Raw genomic sequence first — 22,428 nt, forward strand, 5'->3', positions numbered from 1 at the left:
GCAAGACTTTTTGGTTACTTTTGGGGCGTTTGCCAAAAGTGACCCGCCGTAAGGGCGGAACCATAAGTAGCCGTGACCGCAGAAATGGATATGCACCCCATCCAAGAAATACAGCGCCAGAACGAACGCCATCGCGGGCAAGCCTCGCTCCTACGCGCTACTCGATCCGCCAAATCCGCACCGTGGCATTCTTCAACTCCAACGACCACTCCTCTTGCGACAAACGAAGCCGCCGCAGCGTCTCCCCCATCTGCGTCTCTGCCACATAGTCCTTGGCAATCACCAGAATCAGAAACTTATTCCGAACCCCCTCCATCCGTCGCAACCGATGCAGATCGGCAAACACCGACCAGACCAGAGACTCCCCCGGATCAACCTGCGGAAACCAGAGCCGCCCATCCCCATCCTCTCGCAGCACGGACCGGGTCTCGGCCATCCCCTTGCCCATCAGGCACTTGGGAAACGACACATCTCCCAGGCATTTCACCTCGGCCGCCATGTCGAGATCTTCCGTGTACAGGTCGACTTTCGTACGTCCTCCGGCCTTACCGCTGGTCCAGATATCCGGATAATCGTGCTGCCAGGCATACAGGCTGAGCTCCGCCTGAATCCAGTGCTCCCGACAATCGCTCAGCTCCAGCACCTGCGCCATGCGCTCGCTGATCGCATCAAACGCCCCGAGAAAAACCTCCGGCCATGCAATGGCTGTGTTCATTTTTTTGGACTCCGTTCCTGAAAGGGTCAGGGGGGGCTTTCGCGCTCCCCCAAGCGTGCCTGCCTCTTGCGTATCGGCACCCGCGGCAGCGTCTTGAACCCTGCGCCGCCGCGCCAGCCAGCCCGAGGCAAGACAAAGCCGCCCCTTACCGGGTCCCGCGCAAGCGCAACGCCGACGGCATGAAGTAAGCGTCTTCCGGCACGGGCTGGGCAAAGTCCACGGTCTGCGCTTCCTCGTTATCCAGGTTCTGCACGTAGTAACGGCGCGCCTGCAGATCATGGAACACGTCCAGCGCGCTCCAGGTCGTCGGCAGGTCATAGAAGTTCTTCAGATAGGCCATCGACACCCGCCACAGATCCCCGCGGCCATCGTATTGGTCCACCACCGCCGCACCCCAGCTGTCCTCGTCGAGAAACAGCACTCGCTTGGAATAGATGTGCCGGGCATTGGGCTTCAAGGTGCCTTCCACCACCCACACCCGATGCAACTCATAACGGCTGTACTGCGGGTTGAGATGCCCGGCCTTGAGCAAATCGGCGTACTTCACCGCCGGGCTGGACACCTTGTAGTTGTTGTACGGAATGTAGATTTCCCGCTTGCCCAGCAGCTTCCAGTCGTAGCGGTCGGGCGAGCCGTTGAACATGTCGGTGTCGTCGGCCGTGCGCAAACCGTCGGACGCCGCGATCGGCGTGTCGTACGCCAGGTTCGGCGCACGCCGCACCCGACGCTGGCCGGCGTCGTAGATCCAGGCCTGGCGGGCCTCCTTGATCTGGTCCAGGGTCTCATGCACCAGGGCGGCGCCACCGGCCAGGCGCGCCGGGCTTTTCACGAAGGCCAGGTAATAGAACAGGACGTTCTTCAAACCGGCGAATTGCCCGTCCTTGCGGTAGTAGTTGAACAGCCCTTCCTGCTGCGAGGTCACCAGCGCGAAGCTGCCATTGCGCTGCACCGGCGCCTCGGAAGCGCGGCGTACCACATAGGTGCCGCGGTAGCGTGTGATGTGGTTCCACAACGCCTCGACCCCGCTTTTCGGGATCGGGAACGGCACCCCGCCGTAGGCGTCGGCAAAGCCGTTGCCACCGTCGAGCAGCTTGGCGCTGGTGGCGTTCCTGTAAGTGTTGTCATACACCCATTGCGGCGCCGAGCCGGAGCGGCGGCTCTTGTACACCGGCATCTGGAAGGTGTCCGGGTAGTTGTTGAACAGGGCGATTTCACCGGCGGTGAGGTTGGCCTTGTACTGTTCCAGGTTGGCCTTGGTGATGGTGAACAACGGCGTGTCGCCGGCGAACGGGTCGACATGGTGCTTGCCGGATTGATAGCCCTGGGGCGCCTGGGTGATGCCGCCATCCCAGGCTGGAATGGTGCCGGCCGCGTTGCCGGCACGCTCGGCGCCCAGCGGCGTCAGCTTGCCCTTGAGTGTTTGCGCCTCATCGCCGTTCGCTGCCAGGGCGCTGGCGGCGGCCACGCCCAGGGCCAGCGCCAGGCCGGCGTGGATCAATCGGTGCTTGTGCAACATGGATGCTCTCCGAAGCGGCTCGACAGGTGCCGCAGGCTGATGGCTCACAGGAAGTACTTGAGGTTGAAACCGATGTTGTCGCGGTCACGCACGCCGTTGTTCTGGCCACCGCCGAAAAACTCGGTGTACTGCAACTCGGCTTCCAGCTTGTTCTGGTAGTTGGCCTTGACCCCCAGGGTGTAGGCCTTGCGTCCCTCGATGAAGTTGCCGGCCTGGTAGGAGTTGCCCTCGAAGTCGTCCTTGTAGACCACGTAGGGCGACACGTTGACCCCGGCGTACACGTCGTTCCAGGTGCCGTTGAACATCAGCGTGTAGCTGTAGGCGTTGCGGTTGACCTGATCGTCGCGCTCGCCCCCGGAGACGTAGGAAAAGTTGCCGGTGCCGGCGTAATAGCGGGTGCTGCCGTCATGGGCCGTGTATTTCAGGCTGCTGCCGCGCAGGTGTTCGGAGGCCAGTTCGAACACCCCGAACAACGAGTCGAACGACAGGCTTGGGCCGAAGTTGTAGATGCTGCCCAGGGAGGCGTTGAAGGCTTCGATCCGTTCGGCGTTATTGATCTCGCTGTCGAGCCGGACCATTTGCCCGCCGACATTCACGGTCCGGCCGGCCGCCGCGGCCGCCGCGCCATTGGCCAGGTCGCCGACCAGGTCGTTGGTGGCCGCGATGCCGATCGGCAGGTTCGGCCGGTAAGCCAGTTCGCCGAACACCGACGCCGGCCCCAGGGTGGTGTTGAAACTGAAGCCATACATGCGGATGTCTTCGGCGTACCGGCGGTGAGCCTGGATATTGCCCATCACGTCGGCCGTGGCCAGGCCGTTGGCCAGCGCCTCGGCCTGGCTGCCGGCCACCGGGCGCAGCAGATTGGTCAGGGCGTCCATGTCGACACCCTGGTACCCGCCCAGGTCGGCGGCAATGGTGGGCTCCTTGGCGTGATAGTTGACCAGATACAGGCCGAACTCGGTGCTGTTGAGCGACTCGGCCATGTAGCGAAAGGCGAAGCCGTATTGGCCGTCGTTGCGCGCATTGATGTCCTTGCCCACCGAGGCCACCTTGAGGGTGTTGCCGAATGCCGGGGTGATGCCGTTGGCGTACAGGCCGGTGCTGCGCAGCACGTTGCCCAGCACCGGGTTGTTGCCCAGGGACTCATACAGCCCGATGACGTTGCCGAAGCCCGGCACCGGGCTGTCCAGCGCGGTGCCGCTGAAGTTGTTGTAGGCCGTGCGGCCGCCGTCGGCGAACAGATCGGTCTGTGAGTAGAAGGTGCCGACCGGGTCGATGCGCGTCTCCTTCCAGTTCCACTGGTAGAAGCTTTCCAGGGTCAGGTTGTCGCTCAGGCCGATGTTGAAACTGATGGCCTCCACCGGCATCAGCACTTCCTTGACCTCGGCGCCGGGCAGACGGTACTTGGCGGCGTCCACCGGGTTGGTGGTGTTGACCCCGCCGCGATAGAAAATCCCCTCGCCCCAGTTGAACACCTGGCGCCCGAGCCGCACCGACAGCGGCATCTGCGCCACATCCCAGTTGCCGTAGACATAGGCGTCGAGCATCTCCACGCGGCTGCCGGCGATGTCGCGGGTCTGGCTGCTGAAGTGATCGTCCCGGGGGTTGCTCTGGCTCGGCTGCGAGGGCTGGTTGTTTTTGTAGTAGTCGTTGCGCTTGTCCATGATCTGGGTGTCATAGAACGCCGTGCCGCGCACGAACATGCCGTAGTTCTGGTAGTTGGCCTCCAGCTCCGAAGTGATCTTGTAGACTTCCGAAGCCAGCCCGGTGTCGAAATTGCGATTGCCGTCGTTGGTGTTGACGTCATCGTTGCTCTTGTCCCGCCCCTGGACCCGCCACAGGCGGCCGTAGGACAAGGTGCTGTCGAACGAGCCGGTGACCTGGTTGTCCAGCACGCTGAACTCCATGGCCTGCACCGCATCGACCGCGCACCATTGCAACACGCCCAGCAGCCCGACCCCGGCATAGCTGGGTGCCGCGTACCATTTGCCCGGTGCTCCCGGGTGCCGACTCCACACGCTGATCGCCATCGCTTGCATCCCCCTGACTGACTCTTGTTATTTTTCTGTCCGCTTGCGCTGCACTACTCGGTGCCCGGCCCGGCATCTGCCTCGATCCCGGCGCGCACAAAATTGCGGCTGTGGGCGCCCAGGTTCCGGATCAGTTGCAACAGTTGCCCGTTCAGCGCCCCATGCTCATGAGGTTCCCGGGCCAGCGCGTTGCCGGCGCTGAAGCTCTGGTTGGCTGCCGGGGTCTGCAGCCACTGGCCGATGGCCTCGTCGAAGGCCGCGGCCTGGGCGCTGGATTCGGCGCTGATCACCTCGCGCGGGTAGTCCACCGAATAGGGCGGGTAGCTCGCGTCCCGCTCGGTGTCGGCATAGGCCGCCAGCATCGGGTGCGGCTGCCCGGCCAGCAGCAGGCCGTGCAGCCAGTTGAACTGGTATTTCTCCACTTCCGTGTGGCGGGTGGCCGCGCGTTCGATCGCGGCTTTCTTGTCCGCGCCATAACCGGCCAGGGCCTTGCTCTCCATCAGCAGCATGTCGGCCAGGTCGACGCCCGGCAGCGCCGTGGCGTGATAGGGCTGGGTCAGGTCCTGGATGTAATGCAGGCCCCAGCCGAGAAAGCGGTAACCCCAATAGGGATGCCCCTTGGCGAAGGCGAAGCGCGCCAGGTCGAGAAACTGATAGGCCCGCCAGTGCGGCCAGTTGCGTTGCAAGAACGGCGCGGCGGCATACACCACCGGGTTTTCGTGGAAGAACCCCATGTGGAACGGCGCCTGGGAGCTGTACTGGAACCGCGCATCGCCAAAGGGCTGCGGGCCGAAGCCATAGCGCGCGCCGACATCGCCGGGGTTGTCGCTGAACAGGTTGATGTCGTGGCCGTAGTCCGGCTCGTCGGCGGCACTGGCCAGCACCGCCAGCGGCGCGGCGCGCTCGGCGGGAGCCAGGGCAATGAAGCGCTGGATGTTCCAGGGCGAAAGGGTTTGCTCGACCATCACCTGGTCCGCCGCCAGGTGCTGGCGCCGGGGCTGGTCTTGCCCGGCCATCGGCTGGATCGCCAGCGCCAGGTGGATCTTCGGGTTGAGCCGCAGCGCCTGGAGGAATGCCTGGCGCGGATTGTCCCCCGGCTGCTCGCCCAGCTTCAGCTCGTCCGGGCGCGGCGGATAATGCGCGAAGTGTTCACGGGCAAACTGCTCCTGCCGCTCGAGCAGGACCACCAGCCCCGCATGCTCCTGCACGAGGAACGGCTCCAGGGCTTCGACCTCGACTTCGGGCGCGTCACGCAGTTGCGGCAACGCCTGCAGGGCCAGGTAGCTGCCCACGGTGTGGTTGGACCAGGCCTGGGCATCGGGCGCCATCGCGCAGGTTCCCCACGCCAGCCCCCACCACAGCGCTACAGACAACTTCATCGGCTTTTCGCTCTTATTGGATCAATCGGCAGTGGGGATCGAGCCTAACAACCGACCCCGGGCCTGACACTGTCCAATCTGGCCAAAAAAACTCTCCGATAGCGCCACGCCGTTGCCCGCGAACCCACGCAGCCGCCAACGCCGCGCGCCGGCAAACCCGGGCGCGACAACCGCTGGCGTGCGGCCGGGTTCAGGCCGGGTAACCGGTGATCTCGCGGATGCTGCGGTACAGCGGGCTGAGCTGGCGGTACATGCGCACATACACCTCGCGGTACAGCCGCTGATAGAGCTGCTGCGCCTGGGGTTGCGGCTGGAAGACCTCGGCGACGCGGGTCATGCCGGCGATGGCCGTGGGGAAATCCGGGTACAGCCCCAGCCCGACCGCACAGGCAATCGCCGCGCCGAGCCCGGAGGCTTCGTACACATGCGGACGCTCGGCGGGCAGGCCGAAAATGTCCGCCGTCAATTGCATGGCCGCGTCGCTCTGAGAACCGCCGCCGGCCACCCGCAAGCAGGTAATCGGGGTGCGGGTGCGCTGCTCGATGCGTTCCTTGCCCTGGCGCAGGGCGTAGGCCAGGCCCTCGAGAATCGCCCGGTAGATATGCGCCCGGGTGTGCACATCGCCAAAGCCGATCATCGCGCCCTTGGCCTCGACGCCCGGCTCGCGGATTCCGGGCGACCAGTAAGGTTGCAGCATCAGCCCCATGGAGCCGGGCGGCACCGCGTTGACCAACGCATCGAACAACACCTCCGGCTCCAGCCCCTGCTCGCGGGCCTGCTGCATTTCCCGCAGGCCGAACTCCTGCTTGAACCAGCTGACCATCCAGTAGCCGCGATAGATCATCACTTCGCAGTTGTAATGGTCGGGCATCGCCGAGGGGTAAGGCGGGATCAGCGGGATGATTTCCCGGTAGCGGGACCGGGTGGTGGTGATGGTCGCCGTGGTGCCGTAGGACAGGCAGGCAGTGCTGCTGTCCTGCACCCCCGAACCCAGCACTTCACAGGCCTTGTCGGCCCCCGCGGCAATCAGCGGCAGGCCTTCGGGAATCCCGGTCAACTGGCTGGCCGCGGCGCTGATATGCCCCAGGACCTCGCCCGGTTTGCGCAGGCTCGGCAGTTGCTCGGGGCGCACCGCCAGGGCCTGCCATTTCCAGTCACGGGGCGCGGCCCAGCGCAGGCGCTTGTAGTCGAAGGGCAAAAAGGCCACGCAACAGCCGACCGAGTCGACAAAGTTCCCGGTCAGCCGATGGGTGAGAAAGCCCGACAGCAGCAACAGCTTGTCGGTGGCCGCCCAGACGTCGGGCTGGTGCCGGGCGATCCAGTTGACCTCGGCCTGGGCGCGAAAGTAATCCACCGTGGCCTGGGCCCCGATCAGCTTGAACAGCCAGCTCCAGGGGCCCTTGATGTCGCCCTCGACTTCGGTCTGGCGCTGGTCGAGCCAGAGGATCGCCGGACGCAAGGGCTTGCCGTCGGCATCGACGTTGATCAGGGTGCCGCGCTGGGTCGTCAGCGACACACCGCGGATCTGCCGGCGATCGATGCCGGTCTGCTGCCACAACTGCTGGCAGGCCTCGCCGAGTTTGCGCCAGTAGTAATCGGGGTCCTGTTCGGCCCAGCCGGGCTGGCTGGAATAGTAGGCCTGCAACTCGACCTTGCCCTTGCCCAGCAGGTTGCCTTGCAGGTCGAACAACAGGGCCCGCACGCTCTGGGTGCCATTGTCGATCGCCAGCAGATAGGGCTTGTCGTTGTTCATGGATGGCTCTTGGGTAGGCTTCTATAGGCAACCTCGGGCAGGCTGTGATAACGCAGCCACAGGTCGTGATAACGCTGTTGTTCCTGTTCCCAGCGCGCGTCGTCCCAACCGAGCAGGGGCTGGCACAGGGCGCGGATCGCCGGCAGTTCGGCCGCCGCGCCGTTGGCCAGCAACAGGCCCAGGCGGGTGCGGCGCAGCAGCAGGTCGTCCAGGTGCAGGACCATCTCGCTTTGGGCGGCAAACGCCAGCTCGGCCCACAAGGTGTCGCTGCTGCCGACGCAAGCGCATCCCAGCTGCGCCAGCCATTGCGCCAGTCGCGGCAGGTCGCGCCCATGGCGCCCGGCCAGGCGGCGCAGCTGGCCGCTGCTCAGGCCCGCGACCTCCACCGCCGGCACGGCCGCGAACACCGCCACGTCGGCAGCGTCCAGAGGGCGTCCGAGCATCGCCGCACAGGCCTGCAACACCTCGATGGCCTGGGTACGAAAGGTGGTCAGCTTGCCGCCGGCCAGGGTCACGCAGCCCGGCTCGCACCACAGCGCATGCTCGCGGGTTTCATTGGAAGGCTTGCCCGCCGCGTCGGCGCTGCCCACCACCGGGCGCACACCGGACCAGGTCGACAGCACATCGGCGGCGCCGATGCGCGCCTCGGGAAATTGCTGCTCGCAGGCCGCCAGCAGATAGGCCAGCTCCTCGGCACTGATGCGCGCGCTCTGGTCGAGGTCTTCGCGGTGATCGAGGTCGGTGGTGCCGACCACGGTGGCGCCTTCCCAGGGAAACACGAACACCGGGCGCCGATCGCTGTCATGCAGGAAGCTGAATGCCTGGGCCACCGGCAGGCGCCAGCCGGGCAGCAACAGGTGGCTGCCGCGCAGGGGCCGCAAGTGGCGGTTCTCGCCAGGCGGCGCAAAACGCCCGGCCCAGGCCCCGCTCGCCACCGCCAGCACCGCGCAACGCAGGGTCAGCGACTGGCCGCTTTCCACGTCCTCGACCGACACTCCGCACACTCGCCCGTGCTCGCGCAGCACCTGCTGCACGCGCAGGCCATTGAACGCCTGGGCGCCATCGGCCCGCGCCTCGGCCAGCACCCGCATCACCAGCCGGGCATCGTCGGTCAGGGCATCGAGAAAACACGAGCCGCCCAGCAAGCCTTCGGCCTTGATGCCGGGCGCCAGGTAACGCATCTGCTCGACGTCGTGGAAACAATGGTTGCGCCGCCCGGCCAGGGCGTCGTACACCGCCAGCAGGCCACCGAACACCCGCGGCCCGGGAAACACACCGCGATAGTGCGGCATCAGAAAGCTCATGGGCTCCACCAGCCCGGGCGCTTCGTCGAGCAGGCGCTGGCGTTCGCGCACCGAATCGCGGGTCAGGCGCCATTGGCCCTTGGCGATGTAGCGCAGGCCGCCATGGACCATTTTCGAGGAGCGGCTGGAAGTGCCCCAGGCAAAATCGCGCTGTTCCAGCAGCAGGCAGCGCCAGCCACGCCGCGCCGCCTCACGCAGGATCCCGGCCCCGCTGATGCCGCCGCCGATCACGATCAGGTCCCAGCTCTGGCCCGCCAGGGTCGGCAGCTGTGCCTGGCGCCATTGGGCATTCCAATCCGAGCTCATGGGCCTTACTCCTCCAGCAGGGTGCCGGGGTTGAGACGCCCGGCAGGGTCGAAGTGCCGGCTGAGGCTGCGCAGGGCGGCGATCGCCAGTTCGCCTTTTTCGTGCGGCAGGTAGGGTGCGTGGTCCTTGCCCACGCCGTGCTGGTGGCTGATGGTGCCGCCGTGCTCGACGATGGTCTGGCTGGCCGCATGCTTGAGCGCCTTCCAGCGGGCCAGGGTGGCCGGATAATCCGCGGCCGGACGGAACACGTAGCTGGTGTAGATGCTCGAGCCTTCGCCGTAGACATGCGACAGGTGGGTGAAGACATGGACCTGTTCGCCTTCGGCCGCCAGGCAATCGCGCAGGCTGGCCTCGATGCGCTGCAACAGGTTGTCGACATTGCTCCAGTCGGTGGCGGTCTCCAGGGTGTCGACCACATAGCCGGCATGCCAGAGGCTCTCGCGCAGGTAGGGAAAACGAAAGCGGTTATGCGCCCACTTGTTGCCCAGCAAGGTGCCGGTGAACACCCCGCCGAAGGCTTTCAGGTGCTGCCTGGCCTGGCGCAGGGACAGGGCGTTCTGCTGGCGGTTGCCGGTCACGCCGAAGGTCAGCAGGCACTTGCCCTGCCCCGCCCCGCGCAGCTTCAGGTATTTCTCCAGCCAGGCGATCTGCCGCGGATGGCCGGCCAGGGCCAGCTGGGTCTCGGTTTCCACCGCGTTCGACAGCCGCAGCATGGACAGCGGCACCCGGGCCTGGGCCAGTTGGCGGATGGCCTGCAGCGCCTTGGGCCAGTCCGGCAGGAACACGCCGTAGAAGCGCTCGTCCTCGACCAGCGCGCTGACCCGCACCTTGACCGAAGAAATGATCCCGAAGCGCCCCTCGCAGCCCAGCACCACCTCGCGCAGGTCCGGCCCCGCGGCCGACGCCGGGAACGCGGGAATCTGCAAGGGGCCGGCGAAGGTTTCCAGGGTGCCGCCGGCGAACAACTGCTCGATGCGCCCGTAGCGCAGGGACTGCTGGCCGCTGGAGCGGCTGGCGACCCAACCGCCCAGGGTCGACAGCTCCCAGGACTGCGGGAAGTGCCCCAGGGTGTAGCCGCGGGCGCGCAGTTGGCTTTCCACCTGCGGGCCGCTGGCGCCGGGGCCGAAGGTGGCGATCAGGCTGCTTTCGTCCAGCTCCAGCAGGCGATTCATCCGCGCCATGGACACGGTCAGTACCGGCCGCGTCGAAACGGGCGGGTTGATGTGGCCGGCCACCGAGGTGCCGCCGCCGTAGGGGATCAGGCACAGGTCCTGCTGTTCGGCCAGGGCCAGCAGCTGGCGAACCTGCTCGGCGCTATCGGGAAAGGCCACGCCGTCCGGGTAGCGCTCCAGCGTGCCTTCGCGCAGGGCCAGCCAGTCCGGCAGGCTCTGGCCGCGGGCATGCAGCAGCCGGTCATGGGCCTCGATGCTGTACAGCGCATGGGGCATCAGGCGCGACGGCGGCACCCGGGCCAACGCGGTTTCCAGCGAAGCATCCGCCAGCCGGCTCCCCGCGCCGATACGCTGCGCAAGAAACCCCGCGCCCTGGGCGGGCAATTCGACCACCGTGCTTTGTTCGCCCCAGCCGTTCCAGCGTCGCATGCCTGTGCCCCTTGTGTCGTGCTTGTAAGTGTTGGTTTTCAAGGCCCCCATACTAGTTCGCGGCGCACGGGTGTCACGGTCGCATCAGGCCAGTTCGAGTAGCCAATTGGGTCAGCCGGGGACAAGGGGCCCGAAGCATTTACTTTAGTCCCGCTTTCAAATTACCTTTCAGGGCGCCGACGCCTGCTGGAACAGCCTCCCACTCGGTTCCCGCGCGCGTCCATCCACGTCCCGGCGCCAGGAAACCCACCATGCACAGCCTCGGCTACACCTCGGTCCCACCGCTGCTCAAGTACCTGCGCTATGCCGAGCAGCTGGGTATCGCCATTGAACCTGCGCTGGCGGCCGCGGGCTTGCAGGACGGGCAATTGAGCGACAACAGCCTGCGCCTGCCCGGCGAGGCCCATGAGCGTTTGCTGGACTATTTCTGCGAGCATTCGGCAGACCCGTTGTTCGGGCTCAACTCGGCGCGGTTCGTGCTGCCCAACTCGTGGAACGTACTGGGCTACATCACCATGAACTGCGCGACCCTGGGCGACGCGATGAACCGGATCATGCCGTTCGAGAAGCTGGTGGGCGACATGGGCGTCAGCCGCGCCGAGCAGGTCGACGGGCAAATCCACTTGACCTGGAGCTGCCGCCACCAGCGCCCCACCTCGCGCCGGCACATGGTGGAGAACGTGCTGGCGTCGTGGCTGCTGTACGCACAGTGGATCGCCGATACCCGGTTGAGCCCCATCGCCGTGTGGTTCGAGCATTCGCTGCCGGCGGGGGCCGAGCTGGCCCAGTACGAGGCATTTTTCGGCAGCCCGGTGCTGTTCGACCAAGCCTATTCGGCGCTGATCGCGCCTGCGCAATACATGCAGTTGCCCCTGCGCCAGGCCGATGCCCAGTTGCTGCGTACCCTGGAGGAACATGCCCTGGGCCTGATGGCCTCGCTAAGCGATGCGCCGCTGCCGCAGCAGGTGAAAAACGTTCTGCGCCAGTTGCTCAAGGAAGGCCTGCCACGCAAGGAGCAGGTGGCGAAACAACTGGCCACCTCCGTGCGCACCCTGCAGCGCCAGCTGCAACAGGCCGGCACCGGCTACCAGCAGATTCTCGATGACCTGCGCCAGGAGCTCGCCGAGCATTACCTGCTGCACAGCGATCTGGCGATTCACGATATTTCCCAATACCTGGGCTTTACCGAACAGCGCTCCTTTCACCGCACCTTCAAAAGCCGCACCGGCATGACCCCGGGAGAATTCCGGCAGACCCAACGGACCCGCTAGCCACGCCATCCCTGTAGGAGCCAGCTTGCTGGCGATCCAGGCGGCGTGGTGCATCAGGCAGGACGCCATCGCGAGCAAGCTCGCTCCTACACAGGGACGTGGTGCATCAGATGCACCGATCGGGCTCAGACGCTGATGGCGTTGGTAAACACCAGCCGATTGCCGAACGGATCGAGCACCGTCAGGTCCTGGCTACCCCAGGGCATGGCCTGGATCTGTGGGTGGGCGAAGCGGTAATCCTTGGCCAGCAACTGCTGCTGGAAGGCTTCCAGCTCGTCGGTCTCGATGCGCAACGCAGAGCCCGGCGTGCTGTCGCCATGGTGCTCCGACAGGTGCAGCACGCACTCCCCACGCGACACCTGCATATACAGCGGGAAGTTGTCTTCGAAGCGGTGCTGCCAGTCGAGCGTGAAGCCCAGGAAGTCGATATAAAACTCCCGCGCCTTGGCCTCGTCGAAGATCCGCAGGATGGGGGTGGTTTTGCCAAAGCTCATTGCGCGACTCCCTGATGAAAGATGTCCACGGTATAGCAGGTGGATGTCAGCACTTCGGCTAGGCCAAGGCTTTCTTTAATATCATCAGGCCATCATTGTGACGACGTTCACCTATTCGACGCCGCACGCCTTCAGCCGTTGAACCCTTCACGCAAATCCCCTTGCCGCGCCAGGAAGCGCCCATGCCGGCGGCCATTGGCCTGGCCTTCGGCATAGCTGCGCACGCCGTTGACCCACACGCCGTCGATCCCCTCGGCCGCCTGTTGCGGGCTTTTGAAGTCGGCCACATCACGGACCCGCGCCGGGTCGAACAGCACCAGGTCGGCCCAGTGCCCTTCGCGGATTTCGCCACGCTGCTTGAGGCCGAAACGCGCCGCCGACAGCCCGGTCATCTTGTGCACCGCGGTGTGCAGCGGGAACAGGCCGAGGTCGCGGCTGAAGTGCCCGAGTACCCGTGGAAAGGCGCCCCACAGCCGTGGATGGGGAAACGGGTCTTCCGGCAGGCCGTCGGAACCGATCATCGACAGCGGGTGGGCAAGGATGCGCCGCACATCGGCCTCGTCCATGCCGTAGTACACCGCGCCGGCCGGTTGCAGGCGCCGCGCGGCGTCCAGCAGGGTCGTGCCCCACTCGGCGGCGATGTCCATCAGGTCGCGGCCACCCAGTTCCGGGTGCGGGGTGGACCAGGTGATGGTGATGCGAAAAGCGTCGGTGACCTGCTTGAGGTCGAGGGTCGAGGAACTGGCCGCGTAGGGGTAGCAGTCGCAGCCCACCGGATGGTCCTTCGCCGCCTGCTCCAGGGACGCCAGCAACTGTGGGCTGCGGCCCCAATTGCCCGCCCCCGCGCATTTGAGGTGGGAAATGATCACCGGCGCCTTGGCCTGGCGGCCGATCAGGAACGCCTCGTCCATGGCCTCCAGCACCGGCTCGAATTCGCTGCGCAGGTGGGTGGTGTACACCGCGCCGAAGGCGCTCAGTTCCGCGGCCAGTTGCAGCACCTCGTCGGTCTCGGCCGAGAAGGCGCTGGCGTAGGCCAGGCCTGTGGATAAGCCGAGGGCACCGTCTTCCAGGCTGGCCCGCAACTGCTCGCGCATGGCGGCGATTTCCTCGGCCGTGGCGGTGCGATACAGGTCGTCCAGGTGGTTGCTGCGCAGCGCCGTGTGGCCGATCAACGCCGCCACATTGACCGCCGGCTGCGCGGCGACCACGGCGTCGCGGTAGTCGCGAAAACGCGGGTAGACGAAGGCCGCCTGGCTGCCCAGCAGGTTCATCGGGTCCGGTGGCTCGCCGCGCAAACTCACCGGCGAGGCACTGATACCGCAGTTGCCGACGATCACCGTGGTCACGCCCTGGCTGAGCTTGGGCAGCATCTGCGGCTGGCGGATCACCACGGTGTCGTCGTGGGTGTGCACGTCGATAAAACCGGGGGCCAGCACCCGCCCGGCGGCGTCGATTTCTTCGCTGGCGCGGGCGCCTTGCAGGTCGCCGATGCGGGCGATGCGGCCCTCGAGCAGGGCGACATCGGCGGGGTAAGCCGGGCGGTCGCTGCCGTCGATCACCAGGGCGTTGCGGATCAGGGTGTCGTAAAGCATGTCAGTCTCCCAGCGGCAGGCAATCGTCGCCGCCGCGGTAATCGTCCAGGGCCAGCTTGATCCGGCGCAGGCGTTCCTGGTTGTCTTCGGGCAGGGCCAGCGCCAGCTCGGTGGCCAGCACATCGATGGCCAACAGCATGCCGTAGCGCGCGGCCGTGGGTTTGTAGATGAAGGAGGTCTCGGCGCTCTGCAGCGGCAGCAGCACATCCGCCAGCTCCGCCAACGGCGAGTCGGCCAGGGTGATGGCGAGCACGCTGGCGCCGTAGCTGCGGGCCAGCTCGACGGTCTCCAGCAATTCGGGGGTGATGCCGGTCAGGGAGCAGGCGATCAGCGCGTGTTGCGGGCCCAGGGCCGCGGCGGTCACCCGCATCATCACCGGGTCGTGGCAGGCGGCGATGGGGTAACCGAGGCGCACCAGGCGCACCTGCAATTCGTCGCTGCACAAGGTGGAACAGCCGCCCATGCCGAAGGCGTGAATCATCTGCGCCTTGCCCAGCAAGCGCATCGCATCCCTGAAGCGCGACTCGTCGAACCCCGCCAGGTGCTGGTGCAGGGTCGACTCGATGTCACCGACGATCTGCCGGTAGAAACCCGACTGCTCCGGGGTACCCGCCGGGTCGAGAAAGCGGCTGCCGACACCGCTGGCCTGGGCCAGTTGCAGGCGCAGGTCGCGCAGGTCGCGACAGCCCACGCTGCGGGCAAAACGCGACAGGGTGGCGGCGCTGACTTCCGCCTGCTGCGCCAGCTGTTCCAGGCTGGCCGAGGCGGCGAAGCCGACGTCATCCAGCATCAAGCGCGCGATGCGGCCTTCGCCGGCGCTGAAGGAGTCCTGGCGGGAACGGATCTGGTAGAGGATGTCCATGGACGGCACCTGGGCTCAAAGCAATTGGGCAAGACCGGCGGTCAGGGCGAAGGCGACCACCGAGATCAGGGTCTCCAGCACCGTCCAGGTCTTGAAGGTCTGGGTCACGGTCATATTGAAGTATTCCTTGATCAGCCAAAAGCCGCCGTCGTTGACGTGGGAGAAGATCACCGAGCCGGCGCCGGTGGCCAGCACCAGCAGTTCCGGGTGCGGATACCCCAGGCCGATGGCCACCGGCGCCACCACGCCCGAGGCGGTGGTCATGGCCACGGTGGCCGAGCCGGTGGCGATGCGCATCAGCGCGGCGAACAGCCAGCCCATCAGCAGCGGCGACAGCTGGAATTCATGGGCCAGGCCGACGATCTGGTCGGTGACCCCGGCGTCCACCAGGATCCGGTTCAGGCCGCCGCCGGCGCCCACCAGCAGGGTGATGCTGGCGGTCGGCGCCAGGCATTCGTTGGTGAACCTGAGGATCGATTCGCGGTTGAAGCCCTGGGCCAGGCCGAGGGTCCAGAAGCTCAGCAGGGTCGCCAGCAACAGGGCGATCACCGAGTTGCCGATAAACAGCAGGAACTGGTTGAGGCCGCTGCCCGGGGTGGAGATCAGGTTGGCCCAGCCGCCGATCAGCATCAGCACCACCGGCAACAGGATGGTGGCCATGGTGATCGAAAAACTGGGCAGGCGGGTGCGCGGCTCACGCTCGATGAACTGGCGCGCCAGCGGGTTTTCCGCCGGCAGTTGGATGCGCGGCACGATGAACTTGGCGTACAGGGGGCCGGCGATGATCGCCGTGGGAATGCCGATCAGGATCGCGTACAGCAGGGTCTGCCCCACCGGCGCCTGATAGGCCTGCACCGCCAGCATCGCCGCCGGGTGCGGCGGCACCAGGGCATGCACCACCGACAGGCCGGCGACCATCGGCAGGCCGACCATCAGGATCGACACACCGACACGCTTCGCCACGGTGAAGGCGATCGGCACCAGCAACACGAAACCGACCTCGAAGAACAGCGGCAGGCCCACCAGGAAGGCGATGCAGACCATCGCCCAGTGCGCGTTGCGCTCGCCGAAACGGTCGATCAGGGTCCGCGCCACCTGCTCCGCGCCGCCGGACTCGGCCATCATCTTGCCGAGCATGGTGCCCAGGGCCACCACCAGGGCGATGTGCCCGAGGGTCTTGCCGACACCCGCCTCGTAGGCCCCGACCACGCCGGACGGCGGCATCCCGGCCATCAACGCCAGGCCCACCGAGACCAGGGTGATGACAATGAACGGATTGATCCGGTAACGCGCGATCAGGACGATCAGCGCGATGATGGCGATGGCGGCATAGCCCAGCAGCCAGTAGCCCGATGCAGGTGTCATGCGGTACTCCTCGAAAAAGGGTCACGTCGAATGCTTATGAAACTCATAAATCATTTTGCGACCGGATTTTCAAACCACACGAAAGTAACTTTCGCACAGAGACACGCTTTGTCGCGGACAGATAAGTCGTGTCGCGAATAATGAAAATCGGCGAGGGGTATTTTCATCCGCTGTAGCGCAAGGAGCAGAACCCCGTAGCCAGTGGCCACGGGGAGGAATGGCTTTCTGTAGGAGCGAGCTTGCTCGCGATCAAGACCACGCGGTGGGTCAGGCAGGACGCCATCGCGAGCAAGCTCGCTCCTACAGGTGCAGGTTATTTGACGACTTTGCCCACACCACGCCCGCGTGGGTCGGAGGCCGTTTCCAGTTGGCTGCCGGTGACCCGGATCGCTTGGATATCGCCCATCTCCCAGCCCTGGTCTTCCAGGGTGTAGCCCAGGGCTTTCAGCTCGTCGGCGACCTTGCCGGTGAGTGGTGCGTAGGCGTCGTAGTAGATGGTGTCCTTGGGCAGCAACTGGTGATGCACGCGCTGCGCGGCCACGGCTTTTTCCAGCGGCAGGTTGAAGTCGTAGAGGTTGTTCAGCACCTGGAAGATCGAGGTGAAGATCCGCGACCCGCCCGGCGTGCCCAGCACCAGGGTGACCTTGCCGTCGCGGGTCACCAGGCTAGGGCTCATGGACGACAGCATGCGCTTGCCCGGCGCGATGGCGTTGGCGTCGCCGCCGACCACGCCAAAGGCGTTGGCCACCCCGGGCTTGGCGCTGAAATCGTCCATTTCATCGTTGAGCAGGAAGCCCGCGCCCTTGACCACCACGCCGCTGCCGTAGTCCCAGTTGAGGGTGTAGGTATTGCTCACCGCGTTGCCGTCGGCATCGACGATGGAGAAGTGCGTGGTCTGGTGCCGCTCCAGACCCGGACGGACTTTTTCGGTGGGCGAGATGGCCGTCGGGTTGATCTCGGCGGCGCGTTTTTTCAGGTAGGCCGGGTCGGTCAGTTGCTTGACCGGCACCTCGGAGAACGCCGGGTCGCCGAGGTAGTCGGCGCGGTCGGCGAACACGCGTTTTTCGATTTCCGCCAGCAGGTGAATGTACTTGGCCGAGTTCAGCGCGACGCCCTTGAAGTCCGCCGTGCGTTCTTCCTTGATGGTCATCAGTTGCGCCAGGGCGACGCCGCCGGAGCTGGGCGGCGGCGCGGTGTACAGGGTGTTGCCGCGCCAGTTGACCTGCAGCGGCTCACGCCAGGCGACCTTGTAGTCCTGCAGGTCCTGCTTGGTGATCAGGCCTTTGTCGGCCTGCATCTGCGCCACCAGCAGGTCGGCGGTCTTGCCCTCGTAGAACTCCTTGGCGCCCTGGTCGGCGATGCGTTCCAGGGTCGCGGCCAGCTCCGGCTGGCGGAAGGTTTCGCCGACTTTCATGCTGCCGAAATAGTCGCCGAAATTGGTGCTGTCCTTGAACAGCTTCAGCGCGTCCTCGCGGTACTGGTACTGCTTGTCGGCGACCTTGAAACCGTTTTTCGCATAGCCCACCGCCGGGGTGATCAACTCGCTCCAGGGCAACTTGCCGAACTTCTTGTGCGCCTCCCACAGGCCCATCACCGTGCCCGGCACCCCGGCGGCGCGCGCGCCGACCAGGCTGAGGTTTTCGATGACCTCGCCTTTTTCGTTCAGGTACATGTCGCGGGTCGCGGCCTTGGGCGCGGTTTCGCGGTAGTCGAGGAAGTAGGGTTTGCCGTCGATGAACAGGGTCATGAAACCGCCGCCGCCAATGTTGCCGGCCTCGGGGTAGGTCACCGCCAGGGTGAACGCGGTGGCGACCGCGGCGTCCACCGCGTTGCCGCCCTTCTTCAGAACCTGCGCCGCGACGTCGGCGCCATATTGGTTCGGCGCGGCGACCGCGCCACCTTCCAGCAGCGCGGCGAAGGTCGGCGAGCTGGCGGCGATGGCCACGCTCAGGGCCAGGGTTTTGCACAGCAGGATACGCATGGAGTCCGTCCTTTTTAGTTGTTATCAGGCCAGACGAACCTTAGGCGTATTGGTGCGATTCGAGCAAACGGCAAGCGCAAAACGGCCGCCCGCAGGCAGCCGTTTGTCGTGGATGGATCAGTCAGGTCGCAACCGCGATGGCGCACCGGCAGGCGGCGACAGGAGCCCGGTTCAGCCTTCGAACTGCGGGTTGGCGTACTCGGCCAGCTTGCCCTGGATAAAGTCGAGGAAGCACTGGATGCGCAGGGCCAGCTGCGAGTTGCGGTAGTACACGGCGTTGATCGGCTGGCGATAGCCGCTGTTGAACTGGGCGAGGAGCGGCGTGAGGCGCCCGGCGCGGATGTCGTCGATGGTCATGAAGTGCGACAGGCAAGCGATGCCCTGCCCTGCCAGCGCCAAGTGGCGCACCGTCTCGCCGCTGGAGGCGCTGATGCCCGGTTGGATCGGCCAGCGGTCGCCGTGCACATGGCGCAGCGGCCAGTGGTTGAGGGTTTCGGTCTGGGTGAAGCCCAGCAGGGTATGGTCGCTCAGCTCGGCCACGCTGGCGGGTGTGCCGTGCCGCTTCAGGTAGTCGGGGCTGGCGAGGATGTGCAGCGGACTGCAACCGAGCGCGCGCGCATGCAGGGTCGAGTCCGCCAGGGTGCCGATGCGGATCGCGATATCGGTGCTCTGCTCCAGCAGGTCGATGATCAGGTCGTTGCTGTTGAGCTCCAGCTGGATGTCCGGGTACAGGCTACGGAATTCGGCGATGTAGGGCACGATGGCATGCAGCATGAACGGCGAGGCGGCGTTGATGCGCAGGCGCCCGGACGGCGTCTGCTGGCGGGACGACAGGCGCTCTTCGAGTTCGTCCATCTGGTCGAGGATCAGCTTGGCCTGCTCGAAGAAATACTTGCCCTCTTCGGTCAGGTCCATGCGCCGCGTGGTGCGGTTGATCAGCGTGGTGTCGAGCTTGGCTTCCAGGCGCGACAGGGTGCGGCTGACCGCCGACGGCGTCTGCCCGACCTGCTCGGCCGCCGCGGAAATCGAACCGCACTCGATGACGCAGACGAAGATCTGGAGTTCGTCGGATCTGGCTTTCACGTAAGTCCTCTATCTCGGTTGGGCGCCTGTAGCCGCTGCCGCAGGCTGCGATAAGGCCGAAGGCCTTCAGCGATCTCACGACCTTGCGCCCCTTCGGTGGCGATCGCAGCCTGCGGCAGCGGCTACATCCTGTGTCAGGCTTGTGGCACGCCACCGATAGTAGCCGGATTTACGCGGGGAGGTTGAACACCGCCTTGAGGTGTTCTTCGTAGCGCTGCACGTCGGCCTCGATGTTCGGGCGCTTCATCACGTCGACGCAGAGGAAAGTCGGCAGGCCGCGCATGCCGAGGAACTGGTTGGCCTTGTGGAACGGGAAGTACACCGCGTCCACACCCTTGGCTTCGAAGAAGTCGGTCGGGTCGTCGAAGGCTTGCTGCGGAGCGTTCCAAGTCAGCGACAGCATGTACTGCTTGTCGTGGATCAGGCCGCCGCTGCCGTACTTCTGCGAGGCATCGGAACGGGTGCGGCCATCGCTGGCGTAGAGGCTGCCGTGGCCCTCGGTGAAGACTTCGTCGATGTACTTTTTCACGATCCACGGCGCGCCCATCCACCAGCCCGGCATCTGGTAGACGATCACGTCGGCCCAGAGGAACTTGGCCACTTCTTCCTGGATGTCGTAGCCCTCGTCGATGTGAGTGACTTTGACGTCCACGCCGCCACGGTCCAGCACCGACACCGCGGCTTCATGCAGGGTCGCGTTATAGCGGCCGTCGGAGTGGGCGAACTTCTTGCCACCGTTGAGCAACAGTACTTTTTTCATGATCCAGCCTCATCAGGAACAACCCTTTGGCGCTGCGCTGCAGGGCCGGGTCGAGAAGATTAAAAAACGATGGGGCGGAGAATATCGTTGAAAGACGATATGAATAAGTGCAGTCCAGGCAAAAAGCATTTGACCAATGCGCACGAATAGGTGGCGGGTTCGTGTCGTAGAATTTTTATAACTCCCTTTACCCAGGAACGCAGCATGTCCGAACAGCACGGTTTTATCCTCCACGCCAAGACCCGCCCGGAAATGTCCGAGGCCTTCGAGGCGCTGTTTCGCGCCTATGTCGAGCCGAGCCGCGCCGAACCCGGCTGCATCGAATACCACATGCTGCGCGACCAGCAGGACCCGAGCCTGTTCATCTTCTATGAGATATGGAAATCCCAGGCGCACCTGGACGTGCACTCCAACCTGCCGCACATGAAGGCGTTCTTCGACAAGCGCATGGATTACCTGGAGCGCGACTTCGATATCCGCCGCATCGACATGCTCAGCCCGTCGTCCGCTAGCCGCTGATTAGTAGATGGGCACCAAGCAGGACCAGGCCGCTGAAAAACACCCGCTTGAACAACACGGCGCTGATGCGCTGGCGCAGTGCCTGGCCCAGCCACATGCCGAGCAGGGCCGGGATCAGGGCCAGCAGCGAAGCGCTGAGTTCGCCGCCGCCCAGGGCGCCGCGCCAGTACAGGCCGGCCGCCAGGGCCAGGGTCGAGACGGTGAACGACAGCCCCAGGGCCTGCACCAGTTCGTCCTTGTGCAGCCCCAACGCCTGTAGATAAGGCACCGCCGGAATCACGAACACCCCGGTCGCCGAGGTGATGACGCCCGTCACCAGGCCACAGGCCGGGCCCAGCCAGGCTTCCATTGTCGGCCGCAGCCGCAGGGTCGGCAGCAACAACCCGCTCAGGGCATAGAGCAATAACGCCGCCCCCAGCGCCCGCACCACCCAATACCCACCATCGATGCCCAGCCACAGGCTGCCCAGGCCGGTGCCGATAAAGATCGCCAGCAACAGCGGCCATAAGCGCTTGAGCAACGTCCACAGATGCCCGCCGAACGCCAGCTGCCAGACATTGGTCAGGGTCGCCGGGATGATCAATAGCGCCGCAGCCTGCGTTGGCGCCATAGCCAGGCCGAGCAGGCCCATGGCAATGGTCGGCAGGCCGAGGCCGATCACACCCTTGATCATGCCGGCCAGGATAAAGGTGCCGATCACCAGCAGGGACAGGAGCAAACCGAGGTTCTGGTAAAACGCGAGGGAAGTGTTCATGGCGCTATCCTGCGCCCGCGGCGGTGGGCTGAAAATCTGCCATATACTGAGGCAGCCTCTTTTCTGGCGAGAGGCTTTGGATTTTCAGCGGCTGTGATGACCCTATCGCGAGCAAGCTCGCTCCTACATCGAAGGGTGTTGCCCCTGTAGGAGCGAGCTTGCTCGCGATAGCCGCACAGCGGCGTTATCAAGGACACCCTCATGCACTTCGACCTGACCGACCTGCGCCTGTACTTGAACATCCTCGACGCCGGCAATATCACCGCCGGCGCCAGCCGCAGCCATTTGTCCCTGGCCGCGGCCAGTGCACGAATCCGCGCCATGGAAGCGTCCCTGGGCACCGAGTTCCTGCAGCGCGGCCGCCGAGGCGTGAGCCCGACGCCCGCCGGCAAGGCCCTGGCCCAGCACGCGCGCGGCCTGCTGCAACAGGCCGAGCACCTGCGCCAGGACCTGGCCGAATATGCCCGGGGCGTCAAAGGCCAGGTGCGCCTGTTGTGCAACACCACGGCGATCACCGAATACCTGCCGGAGCCGCTGGCGGACTTTCTCTACGCCCACCCCAACCTCGACATCGACCTGCAGGAACTGCCCAGCCTGCGCATCACCCACGCCCTGCGCCAGGGCGCGGCGGACCTGGGAATAGTCTCCGACGCGGTGGATACCCAGGACCTGCAGACCCTGGTGTTTCGCGACGACCCGCTGGTGCTGGTCCTGCCCGCCCACCACCCGCTGGCGGACGGCCGGGCGGTGAGTTTCAGCGACAGCCTGCACCACGACTATGTCGGCCTCGCCGCCCACAGCGCCCTGGCCGTGTACCTGGAAGAACAGGCCCTGCACCTGGGGCTGCGGATGGCGATCCGCATCCGCGCCGACGGCTTCGACGGAGTCATGCGCATGGTCGCCCGGGGCGCCGGATTGGCCGTGGTGCCCCGCGCCGCCATCGAACGCCGGGGGCCGGATGCGTCGCTCAACGTGCTGCCGCTGGTGGAGGCCTGGGCGCAACGCAAGTTGCTGCTCTGCGCCCGCGACTTCAACGCCCTGCCGCCCTACGCCAAGGCCCTCCTGGAAACCCTGGGCCAACTGTAGGAGCAGCCGGTCGACGCTCGATTGCTCGCGATCCGCGCAGCGGCCATCCACTACGGC

At 65.6% G+C, this 22,428-nt stretch carries 18 protein-coding genes; 3 read left to right on the forward strand and 15 right to left on the reverse strand.

Annotated elements, in window-relative coordinates:
* Positions 1-157 precede the first annotated feature (157 nt).
* From J4E58_RS27355 to J4E58_RS27385, 7 genes are all read right to left on the reverse strand, one after another.
* Entirely contained in the window at positions 158-715 is a 558-nt protein-coding gene (locus tag J4E58_RS27355) for a hypothetical protein (protein WP_087092553.1), read from the reverse strand.
* A 145-nt stretch (positions 716-860) separates the two neighbouring features.
* A complete protein-coding gene (locus J4E58_RS27360) occupies positions 861-2,231 on the reverse strand; it encodes a DUF1329 domain-containing protein (protein ID WP_087092554.1) in 1,371 nt (456 codons plus the stop codon).
* A gap of 44 nt (positions 2,232-2,275) precedes the next feature.
* Complete coding sequence (locus tag J4E58_RS27365) at positions 2,276-4,261, reverse strand: DUF1302 domain-containing protein (RefSeq protein WP_256583240.1); 1,986 nt, start codon at positions 4,259-4,261, stop codon at positions 2,276-2,278.
* Between the two features lie 53 nt (positions 4,262-4,314).
* Complete coding sequence (locus J4E58_RS27370) at positions 4,315-5,640, reverse strand: phospholipase (protein ID WP_087092555.1); 1,326 nt, start codon at positions 5,638-5,640, stop codon at positions 4,315-4,317.
* Positions 5,641-5,830: 190 nt separating this feature from the next.
* Entirely contained in the window at positions 5,831-7,393 is a 1,563-nt protein-coding gene (locus tag J4E58_RS27375; protein ID WP_007932474.1) for an FGGY-family carbohydrate kinase, read from the reverse strand.
* Complete coding sequence (locus tag J4E58_RS27380) at positions 7,390-9,003, reverse strand: glycerol-3-phosphate dehydrogenase/oxidase (protein WP_087092556.1); 1,614 nt, start codon at positions 9,001-9,003, stop codon at positions 7,390-7,392. The genes J4E58_RS27375 and J4E58_RS27380 overlap by 4 nt, the downstream gene beginning before the upstream one ends.
* Before the next feature lie 5 nt (positions 9,004-9,008).
* Positions 9,009-10,604: an FAD-binding oxidoreductase gene (locus tag J4E58_RS27385; RefSeq protein ID WP_053259573.1), complete on the reverse strand. Its 1,596-nt coding sequence runs from the start codon at positions 10,602-10,604 to the stop codon at positions 9,009-9,011.
* Positions 10,605-10,855: 251 nt separating this feature from the next.
* Between J4E58_RS27385 and J4E58_RS27390 the strand changes: the two genes are divergently transcribed.
* Positions 10,856-11,875 carry an AraC family transcriptional regulator gene (locus J4E58_RS27390; protein WP_087092557.1) on the forward strand — a complete coding sequence of 340 codons (1,020 nt, stop codon included), beginning with the start codon at positions 10,856-10,858 and terminating at the stop codon, positions 11,873-11,875.
* Between the two features lie 125 nt (positions 11,876-12,000).
* On the opposite strand, the gene J4E58_RS27395 is transcribed toward J4E58_RS27390, so the two are convergent.
* The 7 genes from J4E58_RS27395 to J4E58_RS27425 form a co-directional block, all read right to left on the reverse strand.
* On the reverse strand, positions 12,001-12,369 hold the full coding sequence (locus tag J4E58_RS27395; protein WP_053259571.1) for a glyoxalase superfamily protein: 369 nt from the start codon (positions 12,367-12,369) through the stop codon (positions 12,001-12,003).
* Between the two features lie 131 nt (positions 12,370-12,500).
* Entirely contained in the window at positions 12,501-13,961 is a 1,461-nt protein-coding gene (locus J4E58_RS27400; RefSeq protein ID WP_087092558.1) for an amidohydrolase family protein, read from the reverse strand.
* A 1-nt stretch (position 13,962) separates the two neighbouring features.
* Positions 13,963-14,823: a MurR/RpiR family transcriptional regulator gene (locus tag J4E58_RS27405; RefSeq protein ID WP_087092559.1), complete on the reverse strand. Its 861-nt coding sequence runs from the start codon at positions 14,821-14,823 to the stop codon at positions 13,963-13,965.
* Between the two features lie 15 nt (positions 14,824-14,838).
* Positions 14,839-16,188, reverse strand: a complete 1,350-nt coding sequence (locus tag J4E58_RS27410; protein ID WP_087092560.1) for a gluconate:H+ symporter — start codon at positions 16,186-16,188, stop codon at positions 14,839-14,841.
* 313 nt (positions 16,189-16,501) lie between these two features.
* Positions 16,502-18,169: a gamma-glutamyltransferase gene (gene ggt, locus J4E58_RS27415; RefSeq protein ID WP_087092561.1), complete on the reverse strand. Its 1,668-nt coding sequence runs from the start codon at positions 18,167-18,169 to the stop codon at positions 16,502-16,504.
* Positions 18,170-18,340: 171 nt separating this feature from the next.
* Positions 18,341-19,252 (reverse strand): LysR family transcriptional regulator, encoded by a 912-nt coding sequence (locus J4E58_RS27420; protein WP_087092562.1) that lies wholly within the window; start codon positions 19,250-19,252, stop codon positions 18,341-18,343.
* A gap of 169 nt (positions 19,253-19,421) precedes the next feature.
* Entirely contained in the window at positions 19,422-20,012 is a 591-nt protein-coding gene (locus J4E58_RS27425) for an NAD(P)H-dependent oxidoreductase (protein ID WP_087092563.1), read from the reverse strand.
* A gap of 204 nt (positions 20,013-20,216) precedes the next feature.
* Here J4E58_RS27425 and J4E58_RS27430 point away from each other — a divergent pair, with 204 nt between their 5' ends.
* Entirely contained in the window at positions 20,217-20,531 is a 315-nt protein-coding gene (locus J4E58_RS27430) for a putative quinol monooxygenase (RefSeq protein WP_087092564.1), read from the forward strand.
* Here the strand turns inward: J4E58_RS27430 and J4E58_RS27435 are convergent.
* Positions 20,521-21,285 carry a sulfite exporter TauE/SafE family protein gene (locus J4E58_RS27435; protein ID WP_087092565.1) on the reverse strand — a complete coding sequence of 255 codons (765 nt, stop codon included), beginning with the start codon at positions 21,283-21,285 and terminating at the stop codon, positions 20,521-20,523. The two genes, J4E58_RS27430 and J4E58_RS27435, sit on opposite strands and share 11 nt — an antisense overlap.
* A gap of 201 nt (positions 21,286-21,486) precedes the next feature.
* Here J4E58_RS27435 and J4E58_RS27440 point away from each other — a divergent pair, with 201 nt between their 5' ends.
* Positions 21,487-22,371 (forward strand): LysR family transcriptional regulator, encoded by an 885-nt coding sequence (locus tag J4E58_RS27440; RefSeq protein ID WP_087092566.1) that lies wholly within the window; start codon positions 21,487-21,489, stop codon positions 22,369-22,371.
* The last annotated feature ends 57 nt before the right edge of the window (positions 22,372-22,428 follow it).

The sequence above is a fragment of the Pseudomonas sp. FW305-25 genome, from assembly GCF_017351415.1.
GTDB classification, from domain to species: domain Bacteria; phylum Pseudomonadota; class Gammaproteobacteria; order Pseudomonadales; family Pseudomonadaceae; genus Aquipseudomonas; species Aquipseudomonas chlororaphis.